The organism is Paenibacillus kyungheensis (genome assembly GCF_028606985.1).
Taxonomy (GTDB): Bacteria; Bacillota; Bacilli; order Paenibacillales; family Paenibacillaceae; genus Saccharibacillus; species Saccharibacillus kyungheensis.
The window spans coordinates 263,770-276,164 of record NZ_CP117416.1 but is presented as its reverse complement, the minus strand read 5'-3'; the positions used below and the strand labels follow the sequence as shown (position 1 = coordinate 276,164).

Annotated in this window: 14 protein-coding genes and 1 pseudogene; 5 read left to right on the top strand and 10 right to left on the bottom strand. The window is 38.6% G+C overall.

All coding sequences use genetic code 11. The features are described 5' to 3' along the window. Window positions 1–25: 25 nt before the first annotated feature. Window positions 26–808 (bottom strand): hypothetical protein, encoded by a 783-nt coding sequence (locus tag PQ456_RS01200; protein WP_273614478.1) that lies wholly within the window; start codon window positions 806–808, stop codon window positions 26–28. A gap of 288 nt (window positions 809–1,096) precedes the next feature. Between PQ456_RS01200 and PQ456_RS01195 the strand changes: the two genes are divergently transcribed. Continuing rightward, window positions 1,097–1,456: a TM2 domain-containing protein gene (locus PQ456_RS01195; RefSeq protein ID WP_273614477.1), complete on the top strand. Its 360-nt coding sequence runs from the start codon at window positions 1,097–1,099 to the stop codon at window positions 1,454–1,456. 155 nt (window positions 1,457–1,611) lie between these two features. Continuing rightward, the gene (locus PQ456_RS01190) at window positions 1,612–1,974 is read left to right on the top strand and encodes a DUF1304 domain-containing protein (protein WP_273614476.1); all 363 of its coding nucleotides are present in this window, start codon (window positions 1,612–1,614) and stop codon (window positions 1,972–1,974) included. 23 nt (window positions 1,975–1,997) lie between these two features. Here PQ456_RS01190 and PQ456_RS01185 read toward each other — a convergent pair whose 3' ends face one another. The 3 genes from PQ456_RS01185 to PQ456_RS01175 are packed head-to-tail and all read right to left on the bottom strand — an operon-like array spanning window position 1,998 to window position 6,362. Continuing rightward, the gene (locus tag PQ456_RS01185; RefSeq protein WP_420540657.1) at window positions 1,998–3,818 is read right to left on the bottom strand and encodes an ABC transporter ATP-binding protein; all 1,821 of its coding nucleotides are present in this window, start codon (window positions 3,816–3,818) and stop codon (window positions 1,998–2,000) included. Between the two features lie 28 nt (window positions 3,819–3,846). Next, the gene (locus PQ456_RS01180; protein ID WP_273614474.1) at window positions 3,847–5,628 is read right to left on the bottom strand and encodes an ABC transporter ATP-binding protein; all 1,782 of its coding nucleotides are present in this window, start codon (window positions 5,626–5,628) and stop codon (window positions 3,847–3,849) included. A gap of 47 nt (window positions 5,629–5,675) precedes the next feature. After that, window positions 5,676–6,362 (bottom strand): FHA domain-containing protein, encoded by a 687-nt coding sequence (locus PQ456_RS01175; protein ID WP_273614473.1) that lies wholly within the window; start codon window positions 6,360–6,362, stop codon window positions 5,676–5,678. A gap of 194 nt (window positions 6,363–6,556) precedes the next feature. Between PQ456_RS01175 and pbp4 the strand changes: the two genes are divergently transcribed. Together pbp4 and PQ456_RS01165 are read left to right on the top strand one after the other, a co-directional pair. Then, complete coding sequence (gene pbp4 / locus PQ456_RS01170) at window positions 6,557–8,608, top strand: penicillin-binding protein PBP4(5) (protein WP_273614472.1); 2,052 nt, start codon at window positions 6,557–6,559, stop codon at window positions 8,606–8,608. A 183-nt stretch (window positions 8,609–8,791) separates the two neighbouring features. Continuing rightward, the gene (locus PQ456_RS01165; protein WP_069329692.1) at window positions 8,792–9,016 is read left to right on the top strand and encodes a hypothetical protein; all 225 of its coding nucleotides are present in this window, start codon (window positions 8,792–8,794) and stop codon (window positions 9,014–9,016) included. Window positions 9,017–9,161: 145 nt separating this feature from the next. On the opposite strand, the gene PQ456_RS01160 is transcribed toward PQ456_RS01165, so the two are convergent. The 3 genes from PQ456_RS01160 to PQ456_RS01150 form a co-directional block, all read right to left on the bottom strand. Beyond that, window positions 9,162–9,506: a hypothetical protein gene (locus PQ456_RS01160; protein WP_273614471.1), complete on the bottom strand. Its 345-nt coding sequence runs from the start codon at window positions 9,504–9,506 to the stop codon at window positions 9,162–9,164. Between the two features lie 198 nt (window positions 9,507–9,704). Next, a complete protein-coding gene (locus tag PQ456_RS01155) occupies window positions 9,705–9,878 on the bottom strand; it encodes a hypothetical protein (protein WP_273614470.1) in 174 nt (57 codons plus the stop codon). A 232-nt stretch (window positions 9,879–10,110) separates the two neighbouring features. Further along, complete coding sequence (locus PQ456_RS01150) at window positions 10,111–10,356, bottom strand: DUF6953 family protein (protein WP_204826981.1); 246 nt, start codon at window positions 10,354–10,356, stop codon at window positions 10,111–10,113. A 138-nt stretch (window positions 10,357–10,494) separates the two neighbouring features. Here PQ456_RS01150 and PQ456_RS01145 point away from each other — a divergent pair, with 138 nt between their 5' ends. Further along, on the top strand, window positions 10,495–10,938 hold the full coding sequence (locus PQ456_RS01145) for a DUF6376 family protein (protein WP_273614469.1): 444 nt from the start codon (window positions 10,495–10,497) through the stop codon (window positions 10,936–10,938). A 235-nt stretch (window positions 10,939–11,173) separates the two neighbouring features. Here PQ456_RS01145 and PQ456_RS01140 read toward each other — a convergent pair whose 3' ends face one another. The 3 genes and pseudogenes from PQ456_RS01140 to PQ456_RS01130 all read right to left on the bottom strand — a co-directional run bounded on the left by PQ456_RS01140 (window position 11,174) and on the right by PQ456_RS01130 (window position 12,328). Continuing rightward, entirely contained in the window at window positions 11,174–11,506 is a 333-nt protein-coding gene (locus PQ456_RS01140) for a magnetosome magnetite crystal formation protein family (protein ID WP_273614468.1), read from the bottom strand. A gap of 192 nt (window positions 11,507–11,698) precedes the next feature. Continuing rightward, window positions 11,699–11,974: pseudogene (locus tag PQ456_RS01135) on the bottom strand (type II toxin-antitoxin system PemK/MazF family toxin); the annotation flags it as partial. Window positions 11,975–12,085: 111 nt separating this feature from the next. Then, complete coding sequence (locus tag PQ456_RS01130; RefSeq protein ID WP_273614467.1) at window positions 12,086–12,328, bottom strand: AbrB/MazE/SpoVT family DNA-binding domain-containing protein; 243 nt, start codon at window positions 12,326–12,328, stop codon at window positions 12,086–12,088. Window positions 12,329–12,395: the final 67 nt, after the last annotated feature.

The window sequence follows — 12,395 nt, the reverse complement described above, 5'->3', positions numbered from 1 at the left end:
TAAGTTAGAGTAGCTCTATATGATTTTAAAATAAATTACGGCTAATCCGTTGTGCTTCTTCTACTAATTCGCTACCAAAGGAATTAAAGACAACCAGAATAGCACACACTTGAATCAATACAGTAAGTCCAATAAATAAAGCCAGACGATCACGCTGGATACGGAACATTTCGATACCTGCAACCAATGTTAAAACCAATGCAGCTAGCGAAGTAGTAAATAATAGTAAAAATGACAATTTGATAGATATGAACATCATAAGAGCTGCTACGATAAATCCAATACCTGAAATAAGTTGTAATCCGCCTAGCTGTACCATGCTATCTTTCCAATGTAATTTATGTAATCCCATTTTGTTGCCTAATAAAAATGTTATACCTACCAGTACGATTAACGAGATCAGACCTAGCAATAACATATGATTTACGATAGGCAAATATTCACTAGCTTCGCGATATGATTCTTTGTCATCACTTATCAAACTTCCAAATCCTAAAATCATTAGCTTGATCAATTGATGCTTAAATGACCATGCCCACAAAACAAAACCTAACAATGATACAACCAATCCTAAAACTCCGTACAATAGATCGCTTTCTGCTCTTAGTTGCAAAGCAGACATCGGATTTTTGAGTAGATTCAAAATCTTATGCTTGTCTACATGTGCTAGATGATCTCTTGCTGATGTTAATATCGGTGATGGTGTAGACGTTGGTGAAGCAGCATTTACTATCGGTTGTTCTGTAGAAACACAAGTATGTATTTCATTGGGTTGAAGCTGTGTACCACATTTTGTGCAAAAAGACATTGTTATTCCCCCTAAGAATAGTTAAAATGAACTAGGTAATATTATCTATTTTTAAATTCGTTGTCTATATTACCATGTATAATGAAGAGTTACCAACTATTTTTACAATTGGCAGAAAAAGAGATTTGAAATAATTACTCTCATCTTTTTTTTCAAAATCAATGTCATATAATGAATATTTCCCTCATCTAACAACGTAGAATACAGTAGATTAAATGGGATAATCTTGTTAAAATGGCATTATTGATGGAGAGGTACGACTATTTTGATAGTAAAGGAGTGATAGAAATGGGATTAAGTTATAACAATTGGCAACGTAAAAGTCAGTTAGATACGCGTGAACTCATGTTGCTTGAGTCTGAAGTTAGAGCCTATGGTAAAGATATGACAGTAGCTTATATTCTATGGTTCTTCTTAGGCATATTTGGAGCACATCGCTTTTATATGGGCAAAACAGGTTCTGCTATTGCGCAATTGATTTTGACGCTTACGTTTTTCGGCTCATTTATAACAGCCATATGGTGGTTTGTAGATGCTTTTCTTTTGCATACCATGGTAAAAGAGCGTAACGATTATGTTGAAAGTAGTATTATCGACCAAATCTTAATTCAAAAACCGATTTCGCCGCCGAATTATTCTAATTATTAATAGCGTACTCGCAGATAGATCGTTCATACTTAGCTTCATATGTAATGCAAAAAAGATGCCTTAACTAAACGGCATCTTTTTTTCGTGGAATGATGTATGATTGCAATTCATTCTGCTACACTAACAGTATCTTTGGACAAGAAAGGAGAACAATCATGTATCTACTATCTATCATCTTTGTTGTATTAGTTGCAGTTGAACATCTTTATATTATGGTGATGGAAATGTTTCTTTGGACAAAGCCGCGCACACTAAAAACGTTCAATCTTACGCCTGAATTTGCCGAATCTTCCAAATCGCTTGCTGCCAATCAAGGGCTATATAATGGCTTTCTTGCCGCAGGATTAATCTGGGGATTGGTTCATCCGACAGCTATTTTTGGCTATCAGATTCAATTATTCTTTATTATCTGTGTACTGATCGCTGCTCTATACGGCGGTGCTACAGCCAGTCGCCGAATCTGGTTGATGCAAGGTGCTCCTGCTCTGCTCTCATTGCTTTTTTTACTGCTTCGGTAAGTGCTGGAATGATGAGCCTAAGATCAAGCTTGCAAGGCATCGGATGAATGCAATTGACTGTAAAATAAGTCGCTATAAAATCCGCCGGTGTCTAGCAATTGATCGTGAGAACCTTTTTCCAAAATCTGACCATCTCGCAATACTAGAATCTGATCGGCTGCTCGAATAGTATTCAATCGATGCGCAATCACAAAGCTTGTTCTGCCTTCCATTAAGCGCTGTAATCCTTCTTGAATTTTGATCTCGGTGACCGTATCAATACTGCTGGTCGCTTCATCCAATACCAGAATCGAAGGATCAGCTAACAACGCACGTGCGATATTGATGAGTTGTCGTTGCCCTTGACTGATTCCACCACCATCTCGATTGAGACGATGGTTATATCCTTCAGGCAATCGTTCGATAAACGAGTGCGCATTGGCTAGGATTGCGGCATCTTGCACTTCTTCATCTGTCGCATTCAGTCGACCATAGCGGATATTATCCATCACTGTACCTTCAAATAAAAATGAATCTTGCAATACAAATGCTGTATGTGACCGCAAGCTTTCTCGCTTAATACTTTGGATATCCCGTCCATCAATCGTAATCTTGCCTTGATCGGCATCATAAAAGCGAGAAATCAATTGAATTAATGTCGTTTTGCCTGCTCCGGTAGGCCCTACAAGAGCTATCATTTCACCCGGTTGTGCTGTAAATGAAATATGCTGTAATGTATCGCCACCCTCACTGGTATCATAAGCAAACGATACATCATCAAAAACGACAGCACCTTCGATATGATCCACCTGAACAGCTTGTTGTTCATCTTCTGCTTCTACCGATTCATCCAAAATTTCAAATACACGCTCTGCCCCAGCTATCGCTGATAGCAATGTATTCCACTGATTGGCAAGATCATTTAACGGGCGGGTAAATTGACGTGCATACTCGACGAAAATAACGATCACACCTACTGTAATCATGCCTTTGATCGCCAATATACCGCCTACTCCTGCAATCAGACCAAAGCTCAAATTATTCAATCCATTCATAAGCTTAGGAATAAACCCGGAGATCGTCTGCGCCCAAAATCCAGATAAACGGATGCGATCATTACGCTCTCCAAATTCACCGATCACTCGTTGTTCTTGAGCAAACGCTTTGATAATCTTTTCACCAGACAACGTCTCTTCGATATATCCGTTCAGATCACCCAAATTTTTCTGACGTTCACGATATAACGGTCCTGTACGCCTTGTAATCCAGCGCATACCGAATGCCATCAACGGCACTACGAGAAATGTAATCAACGTCAACAGTGGGCTCAGCCACAACATTACGACCAATGTACCAATCAACGTCAATACACTGGAGAAAATTTGGATGGCTGAACTATTAAGTGTAGAACTGACATTTTCGATATCATTGGTCACCCGACTCATCAATTCCCCTTGCTGTCTTTTGCCGAAAAAAGGAATAGGTAATTGGTGCAAATGGGAAAATAAATCGACTCGCATCCGGTAGACTGTTTCTTGCGCAATCTCAATCATCCATATATTTTGTAGCCACGACGTAACCGAATTGAGAATATATACGACAGCTAAGCCAACAAGGAACCAGACCCACATCTGCCCTGCATCCCTAGCAAGAAAATCATCTATCGCTATCCCGATCAGATAAGGGCCGAGCAACGTGAGCGCTGACGTGAGTAACACCATAAAGAGTACTAGCATTAACTTCAGTTTGCGTTCAGCAAGGTAGTACCAGATTCTTCCTAGCGTTCCTTTCCAGTCTTTTGCACGACGCTTTTTACCAGCTACAGGTTCGACTTTTGTCGATTTGTTTGCTACTGCTTCCGTCATGACAGCAGGCTTGGGATAACGTAAAGGATCAGTTAGTGCTTTCCACATGCTCTCGTTCCTCCTTTCCAAATTGGGATGCATAAATCTGTTGATATAGCTCGGAGGTCTCTAACAGATGATCGTGATCGCCCTGTGCAATCAATTGACCGTCACTCAGCAATAACACTTGATCTGCTCGAATCGTTGAACTGATCTTTTGTGTAATCAATAATGTCGTACATGATAATTCACGTAGAGCATCAAGCAATAACGATTCTGTGCGTACATCCAATGCACTGGTGCTATCATCTAAAAGTAAAATCGATGGACGACGTACCAATGCTCTTGCGATAGAGATCCGTTGCTTCTGTCCACCTGACAAATTGACTCCACGCTGACCAAGCAATGTATCATATCCATGGGGCAACTTGATAATGGTGTCATGAATCTGTGCAATACGAGCCGCTTCTTGAATCTCTTCAAGTGTGGCATGCTCGTAACCCCATGATATATTTTCACGAATACTGCCGGTAAATAACACAATTTCTTGAGGTACATATCCAATTAATCCACGCAATTGATTATCATCTAACTCTTGAATACGTCTACCTAATACATCAATTTCTCCATGATCACTATCGTATAATCGCAAAATCAATTGAACGAGCGACGACTTGCCTGAACCGGTAGAACCCATAATCGCTGTAGTTACACCAGCACGAGCTATAAAATCAATATTTTGGAGCACTTCTGCTTCTGTACCAGGATAATGAAAACTCACCTGACGGAAAGCTACACCAATGTGAGAAGGATCAGACTTTTGTAATGCGCTTACAGATGAAGCAGAACCTGCAACATATTGATCTTGATTGCCTTGTGGACGTTCATCTTCAACGGTAAACATCACTTCTTGAATCCGTTCTGCTGATGCTTTGGCACGAGAGAAAGAAGCTACAATCATTGAAAAGGCAGATAAAGCACCCATCGTACGCATCGCATAGTTGATAATCGCTACCACTTCACCGACCGAAGCTTGACCCACGATAATATCCAAGTGTCCATACCAGAGAACCGCAATAATACTGGCATTGGTAATCAATAAAATAAAAGGCATCGTTGTTTCCGTTAAGCGTAATGCCGACACGGTGCCTTTCATCAAATTGTTACTGCGCTCTTCAAACCGCTGACGTTCATGATTTTTGCGAACAAATACTCGAATCAAGCGCATGCCTGTAAGATTTTCTTGCATCACACTATTAACCGTATCCAGACGACGCTGTACTTGTTGGAACAATCCTGATGCCTTGCGCATAATCACAATAACAAAAAATAAAAGAATCGGAATCCCGACCACTAATAACAATCCTAATTTCACATTAACAAGTAAAGCCATTACACTGCTACCGACAACCAACAACGGCATCCGTAGCATAAATCGCAATCCCATAAACACCATATCTTGCAACTGGGTAATATCATTGGTCAAACGCGTGATCAAAGAGGAAGAAGAAAAGCGATTAAATAATGCATACGAGAACGATTGTACTTTGTTATAGACCGCTTCCCGTAGATCATAACCTAACCCTTGACTGGCATGAGCGGCATAAAATGACCCGAATATACCTGCAAAAAAAGCAATAATCGTACCACCTGTAAGAATACCGCCCCATAACAATACCGTCGAAATATCTTTTTGCGTTACACCATCATCAATAATTTTAGAGATCAAAAAAGGCTGTAACAATTCAAGCGCCAATTCGACTAACATCATACCCAGCGCCAAAAATGCTGCAACCCGATATTTTTTCAAAAACGAAAAAAGTACTGTCATATGTAGTCCCCTTTGTGATTGACTTCATGATGTAAACCGATGCTGTTCTAAGAAAGGATCGTTGGAGTAACACTTCTCTTCATATATACCCCTTTTTTGTAGACTGACTTGATCGTAAAATGTTTATTTAATTTTTTATTGGTACGATAGATCAAAGAATTGACTTCGTCGATCCCTACCAAATCGGCATTTTCACTATAACGCTCTGACCATACTTCTTCGATAATCTGCTCACGTGTAACAAAGTGATCCAGACATCCGTACAATAACCGGAATAACTGGTATTCTTTTTTCGATAATGTAATACTTTCCCCGTCTACTTCAATTCGCTGGAAAAAATCATGTAGTTGAATACGATGATCGATCAGATCGCTAAGTACATATTCACGTGTTTCTTCTAATTGGTTGCCTTGTTCTATTTGTAAACCTACCAAACCATTCACTAACGTTAATTGATCTTGCGCAGACATTGCGTAGCGCTGATACGGAACCAAGCGTTGCCCGTTCAATTCTGTTCCATTTTTACTACCCAAATCTTCGATATATAGCTGATCTCCTACAAGGTGAATTGTGCAGTGTTGCTTGGACACCAATTGATTATAAATAGGTAGATCAATCTGCCCTGTTCCTACATGTCTACCGATCTGAATACTTTGCCCTCTTTGGATATAGACAAATGAACCATCGCCTTCTTGACCGGCAGTATTGATTACAATTTTGATAACGTCCGGCATTGGATCTCTCTCCTTCTATACGTAAACAATGATAATTTCATCAGATTTGTTCTATTGTTTGCTAACGTACATCCTTTTATAGTGTAAACAAGCGCTAGTTATCGCCTTATCTTATTATACTAAAGTGATTTCAACAAATCCTACCGATAATCAGATTTATTCTGATTGATATGGACTAAAGTGAGGTTTTTCGATTGAAAACGAAACATATTATTATTTATGGTCTGCTTTCGTTTCTTATTGCTAGTGGGCTTGGTCTGTATGTATATATGCAAAGTCGCTTTCAGGAACAGCCGGACACTACAGTACAGAAGTATATTAACACATTGCAAACCAAAAATTATGACGAAATGTACAACTTAATGACACCAGAATCGCTTCAACAATCCGGTATGACCAAAGAACAATTTGTGCAGAAATATCAAGCGATCTTTGACGGGATGAATGTTTCTTCGATCGAAGTGGATGCCGGATTACCTGCCCCTGTAGCAGATAACAAACAGCAATACACACTGAATTATTCAGCTCAAATGAATACCTTTCTCGGTAATATCGATAAAAAATATCAGATGAAGCTTGTACAGCAAGATAGCGATCATGGCAAAACATGGCGTATTGAGTGGCAACCTGCGCTGATTTTACCTGAAATGGCGCAAGGCGATAAAGTAAAAGTACAGATTCTACACCCAGAGCGTGGAGAAATAGTCGATAAAGACGGATATCCGTTAGCAACCAAAGGCACGATCTATGAATGGGGAATCGTACCCGGCAAATTAGGTGCTGATGATGCTTCCAAAGCAGCTTCTCTGACAGCAATCAGTGAGTATTACAATGTGCCTGAAGAACAGATTCAAAAAGCACTCAAGCAGTCATGGGTCAAAGACGATTATTTTGTTCCAATTGCTACAACTACTGATCCGACCATCCCGACCGAACTGAACGGTGTCTCAATGCAGACCAAAGAAGTTCGTAATTATCCTCTAGGTACAGCAGCAGCTCATCTTATCGGGTATGTGCGTCAGGCAACAGCAGAAGATTTGGAAAAAGATACCGAAGGATATTACAGTGCTCAAGATTGGATTGGTAAAGCAGGGCTTGAACAATCCATGGAAAAGCAATTGCGAGGAACCAAAGGTGGACGTATCGAAATAGTTGATAAAACAGGAAAAAGTAAATCCATTATTGCTGAACATAAAGCGGTCGATGGTGAAAAGATCACGTTAACGATCAGCTCATCGGTACAACGTGAACTGTATACTACTATGTCGGGTAATCAAGATGCAGGTTCGGCAGTAATGATGAATCCGACCAATGGCAAATTGCTCGCTCTGGTAAGCACTCCTGCTTATGATCCAAACAAAATGGTGACCGGATTATCGCAAGCAGAATGGGATGCTTATTCCAACGATCCTAATCTTCCCTTTACGAATCGATTTACTAACCGGTATGCTCCTGGCTCTGTATTCAAAGCGATTACAGCTGCCGCAGGCTTAACTGAAAAAGTAACAACACCAGACAAAGTCCATACGATTCAAGGTCTACAATGGCGTAAAGATAACAGTTGGGGCGGATATTATGTAGCTCGTGTCAAAGATGTGCTTCATGTGAATATGAATGATGCTTTGATATATTCAGATAATATTTACTTTGCTCAAGAAGCTCTTGAAATGGGTAAAGCCAAATTTATCGAAGGTATTCAGAAGTTTGGTTTTGGAAGTAATTTTGGATTAGATGCTCTTTATCTCAAACCCAGTCAGTATGCGAATAAAGACCATAGCACATTGGATTCAGAAGTGCTTCTAGCAGATACTGCTTATGGACAAGGAGAAATGTTGATGTCACCGATTCATTTGGCAGCTTCTTTTACTCCTTTTATTACAGAAGGCAAGTTGATCAGCCCTATTTTATTTGAAGATCAAGCACAGAATAAAAAAACACCTGCTAACACGAATATCATTACAGCAGATGTCGCTAATACTGTTAAAAGTGCATTATTACAAGTCGTTGAAAATTCAGGTGGTACTGCACATGCGCTCGCTGATCTTCCTTATCAGGTAGCAGCCAAAACAGGTACCGCAGAATTGAAGTTAGCCAAAGGTGAAAGTGGACAGGAGAATGGATTCGTGATCACTTTTGATTCCAATGCTTCCTTTGTACTTGCTGCAGTTGTCGAAAAAGTAAACGGTCGTGGTGGCAGTCACTATGTCGTTAACAAGCTTCATCCTTTTTTACAACAATATAAATAAGGATCAATTTCCTAAGTATTACACACATTTTCTCTGTCTGGAGTTATCTTCTTCAGGCAGATTTTTTGTATAGACTTTTCTTCGTTCTGGTATAAAGAAACATATCTTCCAATTATATTGTAACTGCTTGAGCGATATAGTATAGTCAAGGGGCAAGATACTACAATTCGAGGAGATGAGCAAATGGATAAAATGTGTATGCAAATGATGATGGGTATGTCGATGGAAGATATGATGAGCAAAATGACTAACATGAACATGATGATGACACAATGTAAAAACATGGACATGAACATGAAAGATATGGGAATGGATATGGATATGATGATGAGTAAATTGCAAGAGTGCGACGAAATGATGACTTCTATGATGACAATGATGCGCGACATGAAACAAGCTAGCATGTAATTCACAGAATCCATGTGAAAAACAGCTAGCTTGTTGTGTTTGATCAGATAGGTTACATCTTATTACTTATTTCATCTATTATTACTTGTGTCAGATCATGTGCGAAATGATCTGGCACTTTTTTTGTATTCATTTGCATCAATAATTAACACTCTATATTAGAAGTTTCGGATTTAATTTGACGAGATACATCAATGCGTTGCATTTTAAGTTCCCACATTTGTTCCAAAAGGCGCTGCTTATCTGCATCGTCTTTACTGGCACGAATTGAATAATAGATTTCGGTAAGTCTGGAATTGATCTTATCAAATTGTCTCCACAGGTCTTCGGTTGTAGCCCATTCCTGCTTCGTTTCTTCTGAAGCGTTCAACTTACGCATCGATTCCAAAATCTCCTCTTGCCACTGTACATCATCCAATTGGATCGCGTAATTCAATAGATCCAAATAATCATCATTGCGTTCGGATATCATTGCTTGAATACGATTCACAGTTACCATCACCTTCATTCTTTTTATATACCAAGTATTATACTCGGAATATACGGGTTTGCAATAGTGAAAATGATTTTTTTTTATTTTTCTATATTTTATAGATATTAGAGCGTACTTATTTCAAATGATACAAAAAAAGCATCTACCCGAGGCAGACACTTCTTATAGATACTCTATGCTATTGTTGTAACGTGACTACTCACGCTTATGATTGATCTCATGTTGATTTTGATGCCATTCTTTAACCATCGTATGATAAAAACTGCTTTCTTGACGGCTTAGTCCATCTTTGTTGTTTTTCATCGTCATCGTTTCAATATTGCGTCGTAAAATTTCATTTTGGCGTTCTAACACTGCTGTTGAATTCAATGTATTTCCCTCCAATGGATAGTGATGGTCTATATGCCATCTGTTATCTAATGATAATCTCAATCAAACTAGAGTAAAGTATATCGAATATCTGTACAGAAGCAAAATTGCCTTAGCACGCCACAACAGGTCTGATCCTCGCTCAGCTGGAATGAACTCTTACTCATCTCACTTGTCCATACAATTACGGCACTATCCTGCTTTTAAGAGCTAGATACGTATTTGCGGATTATTATGTCCATGCCCAGAAAAAACCGTCTCGATCCCATGCGACGCGGCCTGCATGGTGTTTGCGGAACGCTTTTTTGATCTCTTTGGATAACGAGACATTTCCACTTTCACTTGTAAATAAATACTCTTCTCCATACTCTGCACGTACATAAGCGATCGCATCTTCTTGTTTGAGTGTACCTTGATTTTTGATCTGCTCTACCATCCATTCAGCGATACGCTGCTCGGTCGTTATTGAATCTGTCATTGGTTTTATCCCCTTTATGTTGTTGAACTCATTATAACTTTGATATTTATGAAACCATTGTGTTCCTCTCAGAGTAGTATACGTTAATAACGATACTTTGCAAAAAGATTTTGATATCTGTCAAAGGAGTGACCTATGATGAAAAAAGGATTATTATTGCTTATTTTAAGTATAAGTCTGTTGTCTGGATGTTCTGCACTAGATCAAGTGAATCAATCGGTAAATTATGTGAGTGAAGCTACTTCGTATATTGATCAAGCTTCTCAATTTTCCAGTCAATTGCCTGAGTTAACGCAACAAGCGGTTGTCGATAAAGAAGCACGCACCCAACTTGTACAAGAACTACAACAAATGCAGACGCAAATCAATCAATTTAGCAATGTAGAAGCACCCGGATTCGCCCAAGATTTGCATCAAAAGTTGATCGGTTATAACGAAACATTAGGTACAGAGATTAACGGGCTGATCGACCAGGCTCAAGCCGGACAGATTACACTGGAAAAAGTAAATAATTCGCAAATTTTTCAGACGATCGATCAGATCAATGGACTGATGAATCAGTTCCAACAGTTAGGTCAATAATCTAAATATCATTTCTGTTTATCTATTTACAAATACGATGTACATCTGTCTATGTTAACCATTCATTAAGATGTAAAATACTCTGCTATCGCACACCTCAATTTTCTATTCCACTAGGAGAAGTTACGCCTATACTACCCAGCGCTATTTTACGCAAAAAAACCTTCACTGCATACTAGAGCAGTAAAGGTTTTTTGTGATTTAACTGTACCTTATCAGGCTGGATAGCTATCTCTTATTTAATCAATTGAATATTGCCCATCAATGGTAAAGGTTTGCGTTCGCCTTTGGAAGCATTGATAATACCGATGATCATAAATGCGAAAATAGCTAGACTCACTAATGGAAGTAACAATCCCAAAAATGGAATAATCGAGAATACTAGATTTGCCGCAACAGCTACTAAAAATAGCGTCAATCCTTGATTCGCATGATACATCGCAAATGGTGAATTACGAGCAGCAAGCAATGGAATAAAGAAAATGATATACGCAAGAATAGCCATCACTTTGTTGTCTTGCACGTCTTTAGAATCGTTTGGCGGATACGGCGGTTGGAAGTCAGACATTGGTTAACCCCTTTTCTTATCATGTAAGTGACAATTCTCGATTAGCGGCAGTCTGGAAGTTTAATAGTGCATATTGTATGTAATCTTTGCCTCATTTGAAAATCATCCAAATTATAACATTACTGTGTTCACTTGAGTAGGTAAAAAATGACTTATCTTTTCTTTTTTATTTTGATTATCTTATTGCAACTATCAAAAACAACTTTGGATAATCTCAATGACTTCTTCTAGAATAGAAGATGGTAGTACATCTACTTTGTAAGGAGAACGTGCTTTATAATCTAATGACTTCATTTGTTCACACATAATCTTGCCTTTAATTTTATTATCTTCATTTAAATGAATATGCAGAGGATGTCTTCGAATAGTGTTAATTACAGGTACAACCATCATCATACCTGTACGATGAAATTCATTATTACTTACCACTACTGCTGGTCGATCACCTGCTTGTTCATGACCTTTGGTAGGATTAAAGTCTAATTAAATAATATCACCTTGTGAAGGTATATAGCTCATGATTATGCTCGCTTCCTATATATTATTTCGATTTCAATAAACCAATCGTTTTAAAATGAGCTACCACACTTCTTTGCCTTGAGGACTTCCTGTATCCCATTCACTACTTTTTAATTCTTCTGTAGTATATGAAGCAAATCGTTCTTTTAAGGTGATCGGTTGTTTTACAGCTTTGATCTGAATAATACCATCAACAACATAGAACTCGACTTCATCATTTTCTTTGATATGTGTTTCCTCTAGAATAGACTTAGGCAATCGTACACCTTGACTGTTTCCCCACTTTTTGACTGTACCCCTCATTATTATTTCATCTCCTTTCACAAAGATTATATTCCTGCTTTGAGTATATCCTTTGTGTATACATCTT